Source organism: Synechococcus sp. MIT S9452 (genome assembly GCF_047304245.1).
In the GTDB taxonomy this organism is placed as follows: Bacteria; Cyanobacteriota; Cyanobacteriia; order PCC-6307; family Cyanobiaceae; genus RCC307.
Genome location: NZ_CP138956.1, coordinates 2,324,312 through 2,342,569, shown reverse-complemented (window position 1 = coordinate 2,342,569; position 18,258 = coordinate 2,324,312). Strand labels below are relative to the sequence as shown.

Here is an 18,258-nt window from a genome sequence, read left to right as displayed (position 1 = left end):
CCATGGCCGGCAGCGACTGGGGCCACCAGAGCTGGTTTCAGTTTGAGTCTTGGCGCTGCCACTGGCGGTGCACTGGCGCCGCTGATCGGCCTGCCCTGGTGCTGCTGCATGGCTTTGGTGCCAGCAGCGGCCATTGGCGCGGCAACGCCGAGGCCCTGGCGGCGGCGGGTTACCGCGTTTACGCCATGGACCTGCTGGGCTTTGGCCAGAGCGATCAACCGGGCGGGCGGCTCGACAACCGCCTCTGGAGCCGCCAGCTGCAGTGCTTCCTCGAGCAGATCGTGAGGAAGCCAGCTGTGGTGGTGGGCAACTCCCTGGGCTCGCTTGTGGGGCTCACCGCCGCCGTGTTTTGCCCTGAGCTGGTGATTGCTGTGGCGGCAGCACCGCTGCCTGATCCCACCTTGCTCTCGCCGGTTCCACTGCGGCGCAGCCCCTGGAGTCGCCGCTGGCAGCGCTGGTTGGTGCTGCTAGTGAGCCGCTGCCTGCCGCTGGGGCTCCTCATTGCGGTGCTGCGCCAGCAGCCCCTGCTGCGCATGGGGCTAGCCAGCGCTTACGCCAGCGGCGAGCGCATCGATGGCGAACTGGTGCAACTGATTCGTTGGCCCGCCAGCCGCAGCACCGCAGGCCGGGCCCTCGGGGCGATGGTGCGCGGCATGGCGCTGCGGCCGGCCCGCGCCACAGCTCCGCAACTGCTGCCGCGTTTGCAGCAACCGATGCTGTTGCTTTGGGGCCGCCGCGACCGGCTGGTGCCCCCTATGATTGCTCAGCGGGTGGTGCAGCAGGCACCAGCAGGGCTCGGGCAGCTGCATTGGTTTGAGGAGCTCGGCCACTGCCCCCACGACGAGGCACCCGAGACCTTCAACGCAGCTCTGATCGCTTGGCTGAAACAGCAGGCGCCAACGAGATAGGTTTGGGCGAAGCCCTCAGGCGGTGATGAAGCACACCCTTTCGGTGTTAGTTGAAGACGAATCCGGCGCCCTCAGCCGGATCTCCGGCCTGTTTGCGCGGCGCGGATTCAATATTGAAAGCCTGGCGGTAGGCCCCACCGAGCAAGACGGCGTCTCCCGTTTGACCATGGTGGTGGCGGGCGATGACAACGCCCTCGAGCAGATGACCAAGCAGCTGCACAAGCTGGTCAACGTGCTGCAGGTGATTGATCTCTCCGGCATTGCCGCCGTTGAGCGTGAGCTGATGCTGGTGAAAGTCAAAGCCGACAGCAACAGCCGCGGCGCGGTGTTTGACCTGGTTCAGGTGTTCCGCGCCAAAGTTGTAGATGTGGCCGATGAAGCCCTCACCCTGGAAGTGGTGGGTGATCCAGGCAAGTTGGTGGCCCTCGAGCAGCTGCTGCGGCCCTTTGGGATTTTGGAAATTGCGCGCACCGGAAAAGTGGCACTGCAGCGGGCTTCAGGGGTGAACACTGAAACCCTGAAGCTGCAGCAAGCGCAGACCTACGTGCCGGCCTAGGGCTGGATGATCTCAGCCTTGATCAGCGTGTCGCCCTGGCGGATCTGATCCACCACATCCATCCCTTCAATCACCCGGCCGAAAACGGCATAGCGACCATCCAGTTCAGGCAGATCATTGAGAGCGATATAGAACTGGGCGCTGGCTGAATTGGGATCCTGGGAGCGGGCCATCGCCAAGGCACCGCGCTGGTGAGGCAAGGCCAAGCGCTCGCTGATACCCGCACCCAGAACAGGCTTGCCGTAGCGGGGCTCGGTTTCACCCTGCAGCTTCACCTCCAAGGGAATAAAACGCGGGGATCCTGTGGCGGGATCGGTGAAATTGCCCGTTCCGTATTGGCCGGGGGGCACTTTGGGGTCGCTGCTGCGGGGATCACCGCCTTGAACGACAAAGGGGCTGGGTTCACGCACCACCCGGTGGAACACGGTGTTGGCGTAGGCGCCGCGCTGCACCAAATCCAAGAAGTTGCCGGCTGTCAGAGGCGCTTGCTGGCCTTGCAGTTCCAGCAGCACCCGACCTTTATCGGTGGTGAGTGCCACCTGGGCACTGCCCTGCAAGCAGCTCACCGAGCTTTGTTCGCAGCCATAGCCGGAGGCCACCGGGGTGCTGGCGCAGGCCGGCAACACCAACAGCAAAGTCAGCAATAGAGCAACAGCGCCGCGGCGCGACCAAGACATCCACATCGGCCTACACACCCTCCAGGGGAACATTGAGATAACGGGCGAGTTCAGCGCCGCTGCGCTCCAGCTCCGCCAGGGCGATCGGTTCACCAATGCGGGTCAGCGGCACGTCGCGGCGGCCGCGCAAGCGCAGCGCCAAACGCCGGCGAGGATTGAGACCATCACGCACCTCAACCTTCACCGCCTGCACATCACCACAAGGCAGCGTGAAGCTGATCAATCGGCGAAAGCCCCGGCGCTCAATGGTGATCGTGTCGGCCCCGCGGTCAAAAAGATTGCGGCCGCCACCCACATCAATGGCAATCACAGCCCAGAGGTAGCTGCTGAGCAGCACCGCCCCCACGCCATAAGCGCCCATCACCAGCCCTTGGGGAACCCAGATCAATTCCGCCGGGTGACCAATGGGCAGGAAATCACGGCCGAAATAGCTCGACGCGCTGGTCAGCAGAAAACCCACGCCACCGATGGAAACCACCAGCGCTACTAAATAGTTGGAGAGGCGACGCGAACCGAGCACCGGCTGATCAATCGGAGCGTCCATGGGGGAGCGCAAAGAAGTGGAGGCATCTTGACCGATGAGCCCAACCCTTCGAATGAATAAATACCTACGGAGGTTGTGAAAAGCAGCAAAACCCCTGTGCCACAAAGCATGTCAGAGGAATGACAAATCCCGCGGCAGCTTGGGTTTCATTGTTACGATCGCCGGGTATCCGACCTCATCGCGGGGAATTCTCCGCAACAACATCGATGACGATTGCTGTAGGGCGGGCGCCAGCTGGGAGGGGATGGTTTGACGTCCTCGATGACTGGCTGAAGCGCGACCGTTTCGTTTTTGTGGGCTGGTCCGGCCTGCTGCTGTTCCCTTGTGCCTACATGGCCCTGGGCGGCTGGCTCACCGGCACCACCTTTGTCACTTCCTGGTACACCCACGGAATTGCCAGCAGCTACCTCGAAGGCTGCAACTTCCTTACCGCTGCGGTTTCCACCCCAGCGGACTCCATGGGCCACAGCCTCTTGCTGCTGTGGGGCCCTGAAGCCCAAGGCGACTTCGTGCGTTGGTGCCAACTCGGCGGCCTCTGGGCCTTCGTGGCACTGCATGGGGCATTCGGCCTGATCGGCTTCATGCTGCGTCAGTTCGAAATTGCCCGCCTGGTGGGCATTCGTCCTTACAACGCCATTGCCTTCTCCGGCCCGATTGCGGTGTTCGTCAGTGTTTTCCTGATGTACCCCCTCGGCCAGAGCAGCTGGTTCTTTGCTCCTTCTTTCGGCGTGGCAGCGATCTTCCGCTTCCTGCTGTTCCTGCAGGGCTTCCACAACTGGACCCTGAATCCCTTCCACATGATGGGCGTGGCCGGCATCCTCGGCGGCGCACTGCTCTGCGCCATCCACGGCGCCACGGTGGAAAACACCCTGTTTGAAGACGGTGACGGCGCCAACACTTTCAAGGCGTTTGAGCCCACCCAAGAAGAGGAGACCTATTCAATGGTCACCGCCAACCGCTTCTGGAGTCAGATCTTTGGTATCGCCTTCTCCAACAAGCGCTGGCTGCACTTCTTCATGCTGTTCGTGCCTGTGATGGGCCTGTGGACCAGCTCCATCGGCATCATCGGCCTGGCACTGAACCTGCGCGCCTATGACTTCGTCAGCCAGGAACTCCGGGCTGCTGAAGACCCTGAGTTCGAGACCTTCTACACGAAGAACATTCTTCTGAACGAAGGCCTGCGCGCCTGGATGGCTCCGGCCGACCAACCCCACGAAAACTTCATCTTCCCCGAAGAGGTCCTGCCCCGTGGAAACGCCCTTTAATTCCTCCCTCGTTATCGGCGGTAAGGATCAGCCCTCCACTGGCTATGCCTGGTGGTCTGGTAATGCCCGTCTGATCAATCTCTCAGGGCGCCTCCTTGGCGCCCACGTTGCCCACGCCGGACTGATGGTCTTCTGGGCCGGCGCCATGATGCTGTTCGAGGTGAGTCACTTCACATTCGACAAGCCCATGTACGAACAGGGCTTCATCTGCATGCCTCACGTGGCCACCCTTGGCTATGGCGTTGGCCCCGGCGGTGAAGTCACCAGCCTCTATCCCTTCTTTGTGGTGGGTGTGCTGCACCTGATCAGTTCTGCCGTGCTCGGCCTCGGCGGCCTGTACCACGCCCTGCGTGGTCCTGAAATCCTGGAGAACTACTCGGCGTTCTTCTCCCAGGACTGGCGCGATAAGAACCAGATGACCAACATCATTGGTTATCACCTGATTCTTCTTGGCGTTGGCGCCCTGCTGCTGGTCTTCAAGGCCATGTTCTTCGGCGGCGTCTACGACACCTGGGCACCCGGTGGTGGTGACGTTCGTTTGATCACCAACCCCACCCTCAGCCCTGGTGTGATCTTCGGTTATCTGACCCGCGCCCCCTTCGGCGGCGAAGGCTGGATCATCGGCGTGAACTCCATGGAAGACATCATTGGCGGCCACATCTGGCTCGGCCTGATCTGCATCTTCGGTGGCATCTGGCACACCATCACCAAGCCCTTCGGCTGGGTGCGTCGCGCCTTCATCTGGAACGGTGAGGCCTATCTGAGCTACAGCCTTGGAGCCCTGAGCTTCATGAGCTTCATCTGCTCAGCTTTCATCTGGTTCAACAACACCGCTTACCCCTCTGAGTTCTGGGGCCCCACCAACGCTGAGGCCTCCCAAGCACAGAGCTTCACCTTCCTGGTCCGTGACCAGCGCATGGGTGCCAACATCGGTTCGGCCATGGGCCCCACCGGTCTGGGTAAGTACCTGATGCGCTCCCCCACCGGTGAGATCATCTTTGGTGGTGAAACCATGCGTTTCTGGGACTTCCGTGGTCCTTGGCTGGAGCCCCTGCGTGGCCCCAACGGTCTGAGCCTCGACAAGCTCCAGAACGACATTCAGCCCTGGCAAGTTCGCCGCGCTGCTGAGTACATGACCCACGCTCCTAACGCGTCGATCAACTCTGTGGGCGGCATCATCACCGAGCCCAACTCGGTGAACTACGTGAACCTGCGTCAGTGGCTGGGTGCAGCCCAGTTCTTCCTGGCCTTCTTCTTCCTCGTTGGTCACCTCTGGCATGCGGGCCGCGCCCGTGCTGCTGCTGCTGGCTTCGAGAAGGGCATCGACCGCAAGGCCGAGCCTGTGCTGGCCATGCCTGATCTGGACTGATCTCAATCAGCTTCAAGCAATCGCATCAGCCTCCGCTTCGGCGGGGGCTTTTTTTATGGCTTCGGGCGCAGCACCAAAACAATGATCAACAGCATCGCCGTGGAACTCACCACCACATAGATCCAATCGGCATAGGGGGTCCAAAAGGCCATCACTGCACTCCCAAAAGCCAACGCCTCAGCAATGGCAAGCTCAAACCAATCACGTTGCTGTAGCAGCCCTCCAGCTTCTCGACGACCATCCCGCCCCGACCTTCCAAGGCAAAACCGCCGGCGCATTGCAGCGGCTCACCTGTGGCCACGTAGTCCTCAATCTCTGATTGCGTGAGAGCAGAAAAATGCACCGTTGTGGTGACCGTGGCCAGCTGCTGCTGGCTCCCCAGCAGGCAGTGACCCGTGTGCAAGAACCCACTGCGGCCCGCCATTTGCTGCCAACGGGCGATGGCTTCGGCGGCATCCGCGGGCTTGCCAAAGATGTCGCCAGCAAATTCCAGCACTGAATCACAGCCCAATACGCCCCAAGCTGGCTTCTCATCAGCGGCCAACCGCTCAGCCACAGCAGCGGCTTTGGCCTGCGCCAGCTTTTGCACCAACCGAGCGGGGCTGGGATCGGTGATGGCCTCTTCATCCACACCGCTCACTTGCACGCGGTGGGGAATGGCCGCTAACTCGAGCAAGCGCCTGCGCGCTGGTGAAGCCGAAGCCAACAGCAACGTCATGGCCTCTGGTTCCTAGGGTTCCACCATGCTGACTTGCGATCCCCACTCCTTGGCGCGCGCAGCGGAGGCCCTGCCCTGCTTGCCGCTGCAGCCGAGTTTTTATGCCGCGGTGTTGCAGCACCCCCTCAGCAGCGAGGAGGTGAGCCGCAACACGGCTTGGTGTTGCCGCCCGCTGAGTGCCAATGCCACTGAAGACTGCTTCATCTGGCTGATTCGCTTGGGCGTGCTGCGGCGTGAAGTGGATGGCCAAGGGCTGACAGCCCGGGTGCGGCTCACCCCGATGGGCAGCCAACTGCTCAAGCGCTGGCCGCAAGGCTGGCCGCCCGCCAGCCCCTGGCAGCGGCTGCGCCATGGCATCCGCCGGCGCTGGCCACGGCTGTGAGGCCGCCCACCCCCTTGATGGTGCTGGGCACCAGCAGTGGTGCCGGCAAATCCCTGATGACAGCGGCGCTGTGCCGCGTGCTCAAACGCCGCGGCGAGCAGCCCCTGCCCTTTAAAGGGCAGAACATGAGCAACAACGCCTGGGTGGATCAAAGCGGCGGCGAGATGGCCTATTCCCAAGCGCTGCAGGCTTGGGCCGCTGGGCTGGAGCCCAGCTGCGCCATGAACCCGGTGCTGCTCAAACCCCAGGGCAACAGCACCAGTGAAGTGATCCATGGCGGTGCCTCGGTTGGCATGGCCCGGGCTGAGACCTACTACCAGGAGTGGTTCAAGCCGGGATGGCTCGCGATTCGCCAAGGGCTTGAGCAGTTGCAGCAGCAACACCCCCAAGGCCGGTTGGTGCTGGAGGGGGCCGGCAGCCCGGTGGAAGTGAACCTGCAGCACCGCGACCTCACCAATCTGCGCTTGGCGCAATATCTGCGGGCCCGCTGCCTGCTGGTGGCTGATATCGAACGGGGCGGCGTCTTTGCCCAGCTCGTGGGCACCTTGCAATTGCTGCGTCCCGTTGAGCGGCCCCTGATGAAGGGCCTGTTGATCAACCGCTTCCGCGGTCGCCAGGAACTGTTTGATCCAGGCGTGAGTTGGCTGTCGACCCACACCGGCGTGCCGGTGCTTGGCGTGATGCCCTGGCTCGATGAACTCTTCCCGCCGGAAGACTCTCTGGATCTATTGGAGCGCCGCGGCCGTAAAGCCAATGCCGAGCTGGAGATCGCCGTGGTGCGACTGCCTTCGCTCAGCAACTTCTCCGATCTCGATCCGTTAGAAGCCGAGCCGAGTGTGCAACTGCGCTGGATTCAACCCGGCGAAGCCCTTGGCCAACCCGATGCGGTGGTGCTGCCGGGCAGCAAGCAAACCCTGCGGGATCTCAAGGCGCTGCAGGCCAGCGGCCTGGCGATGGAGCTGCAGCGCTTCAGCGCGGAGGGCGGCGCAGTGCTCGGCATTTGCGGCGGCCTGCAAATGCTGGGCCGCGACTTGCTCGATCCCGATGGGCTCGAGGGAGCGGCAGGCGCCAGTGCAGCGGGGCTGAATTTGTTGCCGCTACAAACCCGCTTTGGCGGCAGCAAAGCCCTGCGCCAACGCACCGCTGTGGCCCAATGGCCAACAACAGAGCCCTGCCCGATCGAAGGCTTTGAGCTGCATCGCGGCAGCACCACTGCCTTAGAGCCCCTGCAAGCGCTCTGCCAAGAAGAGGGACTGGGCTGGGTGCAAGGGCAGGTGGCCGGCAGCTACCTGCATGGCCTGCTGGAAAACGGCCGCTGGCGGCGCCAATGGCTTAACCAACTCAGGCGCCGCAAACAGCTCCCTGAACTCGCCGAAGACCAAGGGCATCACTCCCTGCAGCGGGAAGAACTGCTCGATCGGCTCGCCGATGCCTTTGAAGCCAACGTTGATCTAACGCCGCTGCTGACTAATCCGTGAGCTCTTCGGTGATGGTGACGCTCATATCGGAGTGGGGGGTGCGGAGTTCAATCAGCTTCTGGTACTCCTGTGATTCGTAGGCCGCTACAGCCGCCTCACGAGATTCAAATTCCACGATCACGTTGACCGTGCCCGGTTCACCCTCACGCACATCGCTGAACAAATCGCGAACCAGCAGCCGCGCGCCAACGGCCTCCAGCCAACTGTTGAAAGCACTGATGTACGAAACCATGCCCAAGGGGGTATGGATGGTGCCGGTGCAGACCCAATAGCCCTTGGCCATGATTTTGCAAATGCGCTCGCCGATTCAACTGCATTCATGAGCACGGTTCGCTTGCGCTGGCCCGATGGACAAAGCAGCACCGCTGCCGCTGGCTGCAGTTGGCTGGAGGCGGCCCAAGCCGCAGGGGTGAGCATCCCCACCGGCTGCCTGGGCGGCAGCTGCGGCGCCTGTGAGATCGAAGTCAATGGCGAGCTGGTGCGCGCCTGCATCAGCAGTGTGCCGAAGAGCAACGACCTGCTGGAGGTGGAGCTAGCCAGCGATCCCTACTGGTGATTCAGGCCTGAATCAAACCGCCACCGAGGCACACCTCACCGTCGTAAAAGACAGCTGCCTGGCCCGGGGTAATCGAAAACTGCTCTTCGGCAAAGTCCAGGCGGCAGCGATGGGGCCGTTCGGCCTGATGGTCGCTGCCGGTGGGCGGCAGCGGAGTTAAACGCGCGTGCTCGGGCGCGCTGCGATAGCGCACCTGCACCTCCACATCCATCGGTTCGGTTGGCGGATCAATTGACACCCAATTCACAGCTCCCACCACCGCATCAGCGCGGGCCGCTTCCGCGCGCGGAGCCACCACCACCCGGTTCATCGCCCCATCGAGGCGAACCACATGCAATGGCTCACTCCACGCCACACCCAAGCCTTTGCGCTGGCCGATGGTGAAGTGCTCAATGCCGTCGTGCTGACCCACCACTTGGCCATCAGCCAGCACAATCTCACCGGGCCGCTCCGGCAGGTAGGCATCCAAGAACGCCTTCATTGAGCCGTGATGGTCGGCCAGGCAGAGGTCTTGGCTTTCCGGTTTTTCGGCGGTGCGCAAACCCAGCCGCGCGGCTTCGGCTCGGGTGTCGGGCTTGGTGAGCTCACCTAGGGGAAAGATCAACCGCTGCAGCACCGCTTGGGGCAGGTCGTAGAGGAAATAGCTCTGGTCTTTGCGCGCATCCAGGCCCCGCAGCAGCTGCGTGCGGCCGCCGGTTGCATCGGGCCGCAAACGGGCGTAGTGGCCGGTGGCCACCCGGTTGATGCCCCGTTCTTTCTCGGCCCAATCGAGCATGGGGCCAAATTTCACCGCCCGATTGCAGCGCGAGCAGGGCAACGGCGTGATGCCATCGCCATAGCCCTGCACCAAAAACTGCACGATCTCCTGCTGAAAGGTGTCGCGCGAATCCACCACATGGTGGGGAATCTCTAGCTCCTCACAGAGGCCGGCCGCATCCACAAGGCCCTCAGCACAGCAGGCGCCTTTGCCGCTCATCAACCAGAGCGTCAGCCCCTCCACTTGCCAGTTGGCATCACGCAGCAACGCCGCGGTGAGCGAGCTATCAACACCGCCAGAGAGACCCACGGCAACGCGATGCTCCCCAGGCCAGGCCTGCAGGCGCTCAATCACGGCGCTTACCGCCGGAGCCGCTTGAGAAGACAGCGTGGTCATTCCCTCATCCTGCCTTCCATCCTGAAGGCATGACCTGGCCCGCCCCCGACTTCGAGCACCTGCTGCTCAGCAGCCGCGTCATGCAGCAGCTGGAAGGAGCCCTCTTTGCTCAGGGGCTGCCGGTGGCGGCACTGATGGAGCAGGCCGGCTTGGGATTGGCCCAGGCCGTGTTGCAGCACCCGGATCTCCAGCGCCACGGACTGCTGGTGCTGGTGGGGCCCGGCCACAACGGCGGTGATGGTCTGGTGGTGGCCCGTGAACTGCATCTGCGAGGGATTGCCGTGCGGATCTGGAGCCCGTTTAACGCCCACAAACCACTCACCGCCGAGCACCTGCGCTACGCCCAGTGGCTGGGCATTCCTCAGCTAGAAACAGCGCCGGATCCCAGCGATCCGGCCCTGTGGCTCGATGCCCTCTTTGGCCTGGGCCAGCAGCGCCCCCTGGGCCCTGAACTCAGCCAATTGCTGCAAGCGCGCCAACGCAGCGGCGGCCTGATCTGGAGCATCGATGGCCCCAGCGGCCTTAATAGCGACACCGGCCAACCGACCGGCAATGGCACCGCCTGCTGCCAGCGCAGCTTGATCGTTGGGCTGTGGAAGCGGGGCTTCTGGCAAGACAGCGCCATGGCCTGGGTGGGCCAGCAGCAGCGCATCCCCTTGAGCCTTCCGTCTTCTGTATTACCCAGCCTTGGGGAGGAGGCGAGCTTGGGGCTATGGAGCTCTGATCTGCTCAGCAGCAGTGCCCCTTGGCCGCAGCCGCCTTTGGCCGCCACAAAACATGGCCGGGGCCGGCTGCGGGTGTTTGCCGGCTGCAGCGACTACCTCGGTGCCGCGCGGCTATGCCTCGAAGCCGCCAGCAGCAGCGGCATTGGCTGGCTCGAAGGGGTGGTGCCGCAGCCCTTGGCCCAGCAGTTGTGGCAAGTGCTGCCCCATGTGCTGTTGCCCAAGCCAGAGGCGCCCTTAGAGCGCCTCGATGCGGTGGCCTATGGCCCCGGGCTCGGCAGCGGTGCACTCAACACTGAGCTACAGCACTTCGCTGGCTTGCTGCTGCTCGATGCCGATGGGCTCAACCGCCTGGCAGCTCAAGGAAATGTGCAGCTGTGGTTGCAGCAGCGCCGCGGACCCACCTGGCTGACGCCCCATGCGGCGGAGTTCCAGCGGTTGTTCCCAAAGCTGGTCAACTTGCCGCCCCATCAAGCCGCCAGCCAGGCCGCGCAGCAGAGCCAGTGCTGGGTGCTGCGCAAAGGCGCCCGCACCGTGATCGCCTCACCCGATGGAATGGTGCGGCAAGTGCTGCAGAGCGAGGCGCGCGCTGCACGGGCCGGCCTGGGAGATGTGTTGAGTGGTTATGCCGCAGGCCTTGGAGCCATGGGCTTGGCCTCCGGCCTGCATCCAACAGACGATCGCTTCGATGGGCTGTTGGCCTTAGCCGCCCTGGCCCACGCCACTGCTGGCCTCCAGCAAAGCCAAGTCGGAGAGGGCGCCGCGAGTCCTTTGGCCATCGCGCAACAGCTTCAAAACGCAAAAAACGCAGACATTTGTGAACATCCTGAGAACAACCTGATGCACAACTGAGTTACATCGAGCACAAAAGTTTTCCACAGCTTCCACAGCCAGGGTCGTTTTTTATCAGGACCTGAATATCAACAGACATCACAATTCAGCATCAACTCTTAAGAGGTTTTTGCCGATTGTGTTGATTTCCTCCCCTAAATCTAAAAGGTTACTGAAATCACAACTGAATCAAGAAAGCTCATAAGAAGCTCTACTTCCGGAGCCATCCCTCCCCATGACCGCAAGCCCTCTCACAGCAGCTGAAAACAGCCGCAAGCGGGGCAATGACCCCATCAGCTGGTACCTCTCGAGTATCGGCCGGGTTCCATTGCTGACTCCTGCGGAGGAGATCGAGCTGGGCAACCAGGTTCAAACCATGATGAATCTGGTGGAGCAAGGCGAAGAAGCCACCTACACCGCCCGCGAAAAGAAGCTGATTCGTGTTGGCCGCCGCTCCAAGGAGCGCATGATGAAAGCCAACCTGCTCCTGGTGGTGAGCGTTGCAAAGAAATATCAGGGCAAAGGTTTGGAGCTGCTGGATCTGATCCAGGAGGGTTCCTTGGGCCTGGAGCGGGCTGTTGAGAAATTCGACCCAACCCGTGGTTACAAGTTTTCGACCTACGCCTTCTGGTGGATTCGCCAGAGCATGACCCGGGCGATCGCCTGCCAGTCCCGCACGATTCGCCTGCCGGTTCACCTCAGTGAGCGCTTGGCCACGGTGCGCAAAGCCACCATGGATTTGGCCCACAAGTTGGGCGCCATGCCCAGCCGCAAGGAGATCGCCACCGAGCTGGGCATGGGCCTTGAAGAGCTCGATGGCCTGCTGCGTCAAGCGCTGACCACCTCCAGCCTCGATGCCCCCATCAGCGGCGAGGAAGGCCGCAGCTTCCTTGGCGAGCTGATCGCTGATCCCCGCAATGAGGAGCCCCTCGATGCAGTCGAGCGGCGCATGCACCACGAGCAGCTGGGCCGCTGGCTCAGCTACCTCACAGCCCAGGAAAAGCAGGTGCTGGAAATGCGCTTTGGCCTCGGCGGTGAGCAGCGACACACCCTCGCTGAGATCGGCCGCTTGATGGAGGTCTCCCGCGAGCGGGTGCGCCAGGTGGAACTCAAAGCCCTGCGCAAACTCCGTAACCTCACCCGACGCGTTCCAACCCAGCTCTGAGCATCCGGGTTCCCCTCGTCTACCACCCGCTCTACAGCGCCCCACTGCCCTCCAGCCATCGCTTCCCGATGGCCAAATTCCGGCAGTTGCGCCAGTGCCTGGCCGATAAGGGGCTCGCTCAAGAGCAGCAATTCCATCAGCCGCTGCCCTGCCCGCGGCGCTGGCTCGAGCTGGTGCATCCGCGCGGCTATCACCAAGCCTTTGCCCGCGGTGAGTTAGATCGCCAAGCCCAGCGGCGCATTGGCCTGCCGGCCACCCAGCCCCTGGTCCAGCGGACCTGGCTGTCGGTGGGCGGCACGCTTCGCACGGCGCAACTGGCTCTTGAGCACGGCATGGCCTGCCACCTGGCGGGGGGCACCCACCACGCCTTTCCCGATTACGGCAGCGGCTTTTGCATCTTCAACGACATCGCCGTGACCGCCAGTGTCTTGCTGGAGCAAGGGATGGTGAACAAGCTCGTGGTGGTGGATCTCGATGTGCATCAAGGCGATGCCACCGCAGCGATTTTTCAAGCCGAGCCGAGGGTGTTCACCTTCTCAGCCCACGCCGCCAGCAACTTCCCCTCGCGCAAACAAAGCAGCGATCTGGATCTGCCGTTGGCTGATGGCCTCGAAGATCAGGCCTATCTCCAAAGCGTGGGCGATGTGCTGCCGGCGCTGCTTGATCAGCAGCAGCCGGATTTGGTGCTCTACAACGCCGGCGTCGATCCACACCGAGACGATCGCCTCGGCAAGTTGGCCCTCAGCGATCAGGGCCTGTTGCAGCGCGATCACCTGGTCTTTGATGCCTGCCTACGCCGCAACATCCCAGTAGCCAGCGTGATTGGCGGCGGCTACGACACGATCGATGCGCTGGTGGAGCGCCATGCCTTGGTGTTCAGGGCCGCCAGCGATCAAGCCCGTTTGCACGGGCTGTAGGGCTCAATCTTCCGCCCAGATGTAGCGGGTGAGCTCACTGGCATCGGGCTCGGGAGCAGCCAAGGCGAACTCAACGGCTTCGCGAACTTCGGCATCGATCTCTTTATCGATCGCCTCCATCTCTTCAGCGCTCAGCAGACCGCGGGCATGCATGGTGGCCTGGAAGCCTTTGATCGGATCGCGCTCAGCCCAGAAGGCCTTCTCCTCGGGATCACGCAGCTCATCGGGGTCCGCCAAAGAGTGACCGCGGAAGCGGTAGGTCATGCACTCCAGCAGGGTGGGGCCTTCACCGGCGCGGGCGCGGGCGACCGCGCGCTGGGCGGCATCACGCACCGCCAGCACATCCATGCCGTCGACTTCTTCGCCGTGCATGCCGAAGCCAGCAGCTTTGCGCCAGATCTCGGTGTCACTGGTGGCGCGCTCGTGAGCCATGCCGATGGCCCACTTGTTGTTCTCCACCACAAACAGGATGGGCAGCTTCCACAGCTGCGCCATGTTCAAGCATTCGTAGAACTGGCCGATGTTGCAGGTGCCATCGCCAAAGAACGCGGCGGTCACGGCATTGCTGGAGCTATCGCCAAGGGCATCACGCTTGTAGCGGCTGGTGAAGGCCGCACCCAACGCCACGGGAATGCCTTCGCCGATGAAGGCATAGCCACCGAGCAGGTGGTGCTCTTTGGAGAACAGGTGCATCGAGCCACCACGGCCCTTGGAGCAGCCGGTCTCTTTGCCAAACAGCTCACTCATCACCTCGCGGGCTGGCACGCCCGCGCTGAGGGCATGCACGTGGTCGCGGTAAGTGCTGCAGAACCAGTCGTGCTGGGTCTTCATGGCCTTGATCACGCCACTGGAGACCGCTTCCTGCCCGTTGTAGAGGTGCACGAAGCCAAACATCTTGCCGCGGTAGTACATCTCCGCGCACTTGTCCTCAAACCTTCGCCCCAGGACCATGTCCCGGTAGATGGTGAGGGCCTCCTCACGGGTCAAATCAGGGCACGGCTGCGCAGTGGCAAAGCTGGCGGCGGCGGCGGTCTCCGTGGTCATCAAACTTGACCCTTGCAGGAACGGACTTTACCGCTGAAGCCCCTTAAACTCCGCACCTGTTTTAACCAGTAGCGGTGGAACTCCCCCTCGACCATTTCCGACTGTTGGGGGTGAGCCCGGTTGCCACCGAGGAGTTGGTGCTGCGCACCTTGAGTCAGCGGCTGGACCGGCCGCCGGAAGGCGGCTTCACCACAGACGCCCTGGAGTGCCGCGCCGAGCTACTGCGCGGCAGCGCGGATTTGCTCTGCGACAGGGAGCGTCGCGAGGAATACGAGTGCCTGCTCACCGAGCTCAACGCCGAGAGCCCCGACACGCTGCCGGCTTTGGAGGTGCCCTCCAGCCAGGAAGTGGGCGGCCTCATCCTCTTAATGGAAGCCGGCCAAGCCGCCGAAGCCTTTGAAGGCGCCCGCCAGGCGCTGCAACCACCCCAGGCCCCAGCCCTGGGCAGCAACCGCGAAGCCGATCTCTCGCTGCTGGCGGCCATCTCGGCTCAAAAGGCCGGGCAAGAGCGCTGCCGCGATCGCCGCTTTGAAAGCGCCGCGCAGATCCTGCACAACGGCATCCAACTGCTGCAGCGCATGGGCCAGCAGCAAGAACAGCGGGTGCGCCTCGAGAGTGACCTCAATGCCCTGCTGCCCTATCGGATCCTGGATCTGATCAGCCGCGATCTAGCGGAAAGCGGCAGCCGCGAATTCGGCCGCGATCTACTTAATGAATTGGTGCAGCGCCGCGGCGGCCTCGATGGCGATCAAGATCCCGAGTTCCCGCAGGAATCGTTCCAGTCGTTCTTCCAGCAGATCCGCGGTTTCCTCACCGTGCAAGAGCAGATCGATCTGTTCCTGCAATGGGGTGAAAACGGCTCGATCACCGCTGAATTCCTCAGCGCCTATGCCCTAACCGCCTCCGGCTTTGCCCAGCGCAAACCCGAGCGGATCGGATCGGCCCTCGAGCGGCTGCAAGCCATGCGTGATGTGGGCGTCGATGCGGAAATGGCCTGCCTGCATTTGCTGCTGGGCCAAACCGATGAAGCAGCGGTCTGCTTTGAGCGCGGCAGCGATGCAGCACTCAAGGCCTGGGCCAAAGAGCAGGGCAGCGATCCCTTGGCCGGCCTGTGCGTGTATTGCAGCGACTGGCTCAAGCGCCAAGTGCTGCCTTGCTACCGCGACCTTGAGGCCGACCCCGATCTGGAGGCCTACTTCGCCGATCGAGATGTGCAGGCCTTCATCGAAAGCAGCGACCGCAACCGTCAGCGCGCCAGCGCGAGCGCTAGCGAGCCGATCACCAACTTTGAAGTGCTGCCCACCCCGGATCCCAGCGAAATCGAAGAGATCCTCGAGCCGCTGAGCAGCAGCGAAGAGGGCGCCATCCCCGTCTGGCGCCTGTGGCAACAGCAGGCTCAGCAAGCCGCAGCCCAAATGCAGCTGCGAGTCAGCGAGCTCCAAGAACGCCTGCAAGCCACCACGGGCAAACAGCGCTCGATTGCAGCGGCCTCAGCTGCTGGCCTCACCGCCGCGGTGCTTGCTGGGGTAGCGATCAGCCAGCGCCCCAACATTCCGGCCCGCGAAGCCCTGCTGCTGCCGGAGGCTCCCCTGGAGCTCGATAGCCCCTTAGCGAAGCTCAACAGCGCCACACCGGCAGAAGAAACCGAGGTGCTGCTTCAGCTCTGGCTCGACACCAAAGCCACCCTGCTCGATGGCACCGCCTCCGCTGACCAACTCAAGGAATTGGCCAGCGCCGAGCTCGTGCAATACGCCAAGGCCGGCCGTGCCCTCGATGCCGCCAGCGGCAAGCGCCGCAAGGTGAATGCCCGGGTGCAAGAGCTGGAGCTCAGCAGCGACAGCCCCGAGCGGCGTGTGGCCAAGGCCACGATCCAATACGAAGAGAAGGTGCTCAGCGACGACGGTGAGCTGCTGGGGCAAGTGGAGCCCAAGCAGATCAAAAACACCTACGTGTACGAGAAAAAAGGCGATAGCTGGCAGCTGACCGACTTCCGCCCCAGCATCTAGCGCTGAGCTGATTCCTACGATGGAGGGCTTGTAGAGCTGGATTGGCGGCGCTGATGTTTGAAGAGCTCTCCCAACGGTTTGAGGATGCCGTTCGCGGCCTCAAGGGCGAAGCCTCGATCAGCGAGGGGAACGTCGACAGCGCCCTGAAAGATGTGCGCCGCGCCCTGCTGGACGCCGACGTCAGCCTGCCGGTGGTTAAAAGCTTTATCGCTGAGGTGCGCGAGAAAGCCCTCGGCGCCGATGTGGTTCGTGGCGTCAGCCCCGATCAGCAGTTCATCAAGCTTGTCCACGAGGAGCTCGTTGAGGTGATGGGCGGGGCCAATGCGCCCCTGGCCAAAGCCGAGCAATCCCCCACCGTGGTGCTGATGGCGGGCCTGCAGGGCGCCGGTAAAACCACCGCCACCGCCAAGCTCGGCCTGCACCTCAAAGAGCAGGGGCGCAAAGCGCTGCTGGTGGCCGCCGACACCTACCGGCCCGCGGCCATCGATCAGCTGCAAACCCTGGGCAAACAAATCGATGTGGAGGTGTTCAGCCTCGGCGCCGATGCCAAGCCCGAAGCCATTGCCGAAGCGGGCCTAGCCAAGGGCCGCGAAGAAGGATTCGACACGGTGATCGTCGACACCGCCGGCCGCCTCCAGATCGACACCTCGATGATGGAGGAGATGGTGCGGATCCGCGGCGCCGTAGCACCCGATGAGGTGCTGCTGGTGGTGGATTCGATGATCGGCCAGGAGGCCGCTGACCTCACCCGCTCGTTCCATGAGCAGGTGGGCATCACTGGGGCCGTGCTCACCAAAATGGACGGCGACTCCAGGGGTGGCGCCGCCCTCTCGATCCGCAAGGTGAGCGGCGCGCCGATCAAATTCATCGGCACCGGCGAGAAGGTGGAGGCGCTGCAGCCGTTCCACCCAGAGCGGATGGCCAGCCGCATCCTCGGCATGGGGGATGTGCTCACCCTGGTGGAGAAGGCCCAGAAGGAAGTTGAGATCGCCGATGTCGAGAAGATGCAGCGCAAGCTGCAGGAAGCCAGCTTCGACTTCTCCGATTTCGTGAAGCAGATGCGCCTGATCAAGCGCATGGGCTCCCTCGGCGGCCTGATGAAAATGATCCCTGGGATGAACAAGATCGACGACGGGATGCTCAAGCAGGGCGAAGCCCAGCTCAAGCGCATCGAAGCGATGATCGGCTCGATGACCGTTCAAGAGCGGGAAAACCCCGACCTGCTCGCTAGCCAGCCCTCGAGGCGCCGCCGCATCGCCAAAGGCAGCGGCCACCAACCAGCTGAGGTGGACAAGATGCTGGCCGACTTCCAGAAGATGCGCGGCTTCATGCAGCAGATGAGCCGCGGCGGCGGCATGCCGGGAATGCCTGGGATGCCCGGCATGGGCGGCATGCCTGGAATGGGCGGAATGCCGGGGATGCCTGGAATGGGCGGAATGCCCGGCATGGGCGGCGGCGGGCGCCCCGGTAAGAAGATGAAGCCCGCCAAGAAGCGCAAGGGCTTCGGAGAGCTGTAGGGGTCAAGCGGTATGGTGGTGGATTCCTGTCCACGACCGTTCGAGATCCCGATGATCAAGCTCCGCCTGAAGCGCTTCGGTAAGAAGCGGGAAACGAGCTTCCGGATCGTGGCTTGCAACAGCACCAGCCGCCGCGATGGCCGGCCCCTGCAGGAGCTGGGCTTCTACAACCCCCGCACCAAGGAAACCCGCCTCGACACCGACGCCCTGCGCGCTCGCCTCGAGCAAGGCGCTCAGCCCTCTGACGCCGTGCGCACCCTGCTGGAGCGCGGCGGTCTGCTTACCAAGAGCGTGCGCCCCGCTGAGGTGATCGGCAAGCTCAAGCAAGAGGAAGCACGCAAGAAGGCTGCTACTGAGGCCAAGGCTGCTGCCAAGGCCGAAGCAGAAGCCAAAGCCAGCGAAGCTGCTGCTGAGGAGGCTCCGGCTGAGGAGGCTCCCGCTGAGGCCTGA

General features: G+C 63.1%; 20 protein-coding genes. 13 read left to right on the top strand and 7 right to left on the bottom strand.

All coding sequences use genetic code 11. The features are described 5' to 3' along the window. The first annotated feature begins 2 nt into the window (after nucleotides 1-2). Both SIB46_RS12680 and ilvN read left to right on the top strand, forming a co-directional pair. Entirely contained in the window at nucleotides 3-908 is a 906-nt protein-coding gene (locus tag SIB46_RS12680) for an alpha/beta fold hydrolase (RefSeq protein WP_413296468.1), read from the top strand. Nucleotides 909-933: 25 nt separating this feature from the next. Further along, a complete protein-coding gene (ilvN, locus tag SIB46_RS12675; protein ID WP_413296467.1) occupies nucleotides 934-1,464 on the top strand; it encodes an acetolactate synthase small subunit in 531 nt (176 codons plus the stop codon). Here the strand turns inward: ilvN and SIB46_RS12670 are convergent. Next, complete coding sequence (locus SIB46_RS12670) at nucleotides 1,461-2,147, bottom strand: peptidylprolyl isomerase (protein ID WP_413296466.1); 687 nt, start codon at nucleotides 2,145-2,147, stop codon at nucleotides 1,461-1,463. The genes ilvN and SIB46_RS12670 overlap by 4 nt on opposite strands. A gap of 4 nt (nucleotides 2,148-2,151) precedes the next feature. Then, a complete protein-coding gene (locus SIB46_RS12665; protein ID WP_413296465.1) occupies nucleotides 2,152-2,685 on the bottom strand; it encodes a photosystem I assembly protein Ycf4 in 534 nt (177 codons plus the stop codon). Nucleotides 2,686-2,891: 206 nt separating this feature from the next. Between SIB46_RS12665 and psbD the strand changes: the two genes are divergently transcribed. Continuing rightward, nucleotides 2,892-3,950: a photosystem II D2 protein (photosystem q(a) protein) gene (gene psbD, locus SIB46_RS12660; protein WP_011934677.1), complete on the top strand. Its 1,059-nt coding sequence runs from the start codon at nucleotides 2,892-2,894 to the stop codon at nucleotides 3,948-3,950. Further along, on the top strand, nucleotides 3,934-5,319 hold the full coding sequence (gene psbC / locus SIB46_RS12655) for a photosystem II reaction center protein CP43 (RefSeq protein WP_011936112.1): 1,386 nt from the start codon (nucleotides 3,934-3,936) through the stop codon (nucleotides 5,317-5,319). Before psbD ends, psbC begins: the two co-directional genes overlap by 17 nt. Nucleotides 5,320-5,372: 53 nt before the next feature. Here psbC and SIB46_RS12650 read toward each other — a convergent pair whose 3' ends face one another. Together SIB46_RS12650 and SIB46_RS12645 are read right to left on the bottom strand one after the other, a co-directional pair. Further along, on the bottom strand, nucleotides 5,373-5,471 hold the full coding sequence (locus SIB46_RS12650; protein WP_043737101.1) for a hypothetical protein: 99 nt from the start codon (nucleotides 5,469-5,471) through the stop codon (nucleotides 5,373-5,375). Next, a complete protein-coding gene (locus SIB46_RS12645; protein ID WP_413296464.1) occupies nucleotides 5,471-6,037 on the bottom strand; it encodes a Maf family protein in 567 nt (188 codons plus the stop codon). The genes SIB46_RS12650 and SIB46_RS12645 overlap by 1 nt, the downstream gene beginning before the upstream one ends. Nucleotides 6,038-6,062: 25 nt before the next feature. Here SIB46_RS12645 and SIB46_RS12640 point away from each other — a divergent pair, with 25 nt between their 5' ends. After that, nucleotides 6,063-6,419 carry an Npun_F0494 family protein gene (locus tag SIB46_RS12640; protein ID WP_413296463.1) on the top strand — a complete coding sequence of 119 codons (357 nt, stop codon included), beginning with the start codon at nucleotides 6,063-6,065 and terminating at the stop codon, nucleotides 6,417-6,419. 17 nt (nucleotides 6,420-6,436) lie between these two features. Next, nucleotides 6,437-7,897, top strand: a complete 1,461-nt coding sequence (locus tag SIB46_RS12635) for a cobyric acid synthase (protein ID WP_413297796.1) — start codon at nucleotides 6,437-6,439, stop codon at nucleotides 7,895-7,897. Here the strand turns inward: SIB46_RS12635 and SIB46_RS12630 are convergent. Next, nucleotides 7,887-8,180 (bottom strand): DUF1330 domain-containing protein, encoded by a 294-nt coding sequence (locus SIB46_RS12630; RefSeq protein WP_413296462.1) that lies wholly within the window; start codon nucleotides 8,178-8,180, stop codon nucleotides 7,887-7,889. The two genes, SIB46_RS12635 and SIB46_RS12630, sit on opposite strands and share 11 nt — an antisense overlap. 36 nt (nucleotides 8,181-8,216) lie before the next feature. Between SIB46_RS12630 and SIB46_RS12625 the strand changes: the two genes are divergently transcribed. Next, the gene (locus tag SIB46_RS12625) at nucleotides 8,217-8,453 is read left to right on the top strand and encodes a 2Fe-2S iron-sulfur cluster-binding protein (protein WP_413296461.1); all 237 of its coding nucleotides are present in this window, start codon (nucleotides 8,217-8,219) and stop codon (nucleotides 8,451-8,453) included. A 1-nt stretch (nucleotide 8,454) separates the two neighbouring features. Here SIB46_RS12625 and mnmA read toward each other — a convergent pair whose 3' ends face one another. Continuing rightward, on the bottom strand, nucleotides 8,455-9,606 hold the full coding sequence (gene mnmA, locus SIB46_RS12620) for a tRNA 2-thiouridine(34) synthase MnmA (RefSeq protein ID WP_413296460.1): 1,152 nt from the start codon (nucleotides 9,604-9,606) through the stop codon (nucleotides 8,455-8,457). A 29-nt stretch (nucleotides 9,607-9,635) separates the two neighbouring features. On the opposite strand from mnmA, the gene SIB46_RS12615 reads away from it, so the two are divergent. From SIB46_RS12615 to SIB46_RS12605, 3 genes are all read left to right on the top strand, one after another. Next, the gene (locus SIB46_RS12615) at nucleotides 9,636-11,180 is read left to right on the top strand and encodes an NAD(P)H-hydrate epimerase (RefSeq protein WP_413296459.1); all 1,545 of its coding nucleotides are present in this window, start codon (nucleotides 9,636-9,638) and stop codon (nucleotides 11,178-11,180) included. A gap of 214 nt (nucleotides 11,181-11,394) precedes the next feature. Beyond that, the gene (locus tag SIB46_RS12610) at nucleotides 11,395-12,324 is read left to right on the top strand and encodes a sigma-70 family RNA polymerase sigma factor (protein ID WP_413296458.1); all 930 of its coding nucleotides are present in this window, start codon (nucleotides 11,395-11,397) and stop codon (nucleotides 12,322-12,324) included. 2 nt (nucleotides 12,325-12,326) lie between these two features. Then, nucleotides 12,327-13,241, top strand: a complete 915-nt coding sequence (locus tag SIB46_RS12605) for a histone deacetylase (protein WP_413297795.1) — start codon at nucleotides 12,327-12,329, stop codon at nucleotides 13,239-13,241. Nucleotides 13,242-13,244: 3 nt separating this feature from the next. Here SIB46_RS12605 and pdhA read toward each other — a convergent pair whose 3' ends face one another. Further along, on the bottom strand, nucleotides 13,245-14,285 hold the full coding sequence (pdhA, locus tag SIB46_RS12600; RefSeq protein ID WP_413296457.1) for a pyruvate dehydrogenase (acetyl-transferring) E1 component subunit alpha: 1,041 nt from the start codon (nucleotides 14,283-14,285) through the stop codon (nucleotides 13,245-13,247). A 74-nt stretch (nucleotides 14,286-14,359) separates the two neighbouring features. Between pdhA and SIB46_RS12595 the strand changes: the two genes are divergently transcribed. From SIB46_RS12595 to rpsP, 3 genes are read left to right on the top strand one after another with little or no spacing between them, the layout of a single operon-like run. Beyond that, entirely contained in the window at nucleotides 14,360-16,291 is a 1,932-nt protein-coding gene (locus tag SIB46_RS12595) for an IMS domain-containing protein (protein WP_413296456.1), read from the top strand. Between the two features lie 53 nt (nucleotides 16,292-16,344). Beyond that, complete coding sequence (gene ffh / locus SIB46_RS12590; protein WP_413296455.1) at nucleotides 16,345-17,808, top strand: signal recognition particle protein; 1,464 nt, start codon at nucleotides 16,345-16,347, stop codon at nucleotides 17,806-17,808. 51 nt (nucleotides 17,809-17,859) lie between these two features. Beyond that, complete coding sequence (gene rpsP, locus SIB46_RS12585) at nucleotides 17,860-18,258, top strand: 30S ribosomal protein S16 (RefSeq protein ID WP_413296454.1); 399 nt, start codon at nucleotides 17,860-17,862, stop codon at nucleotides 18,256-18,258.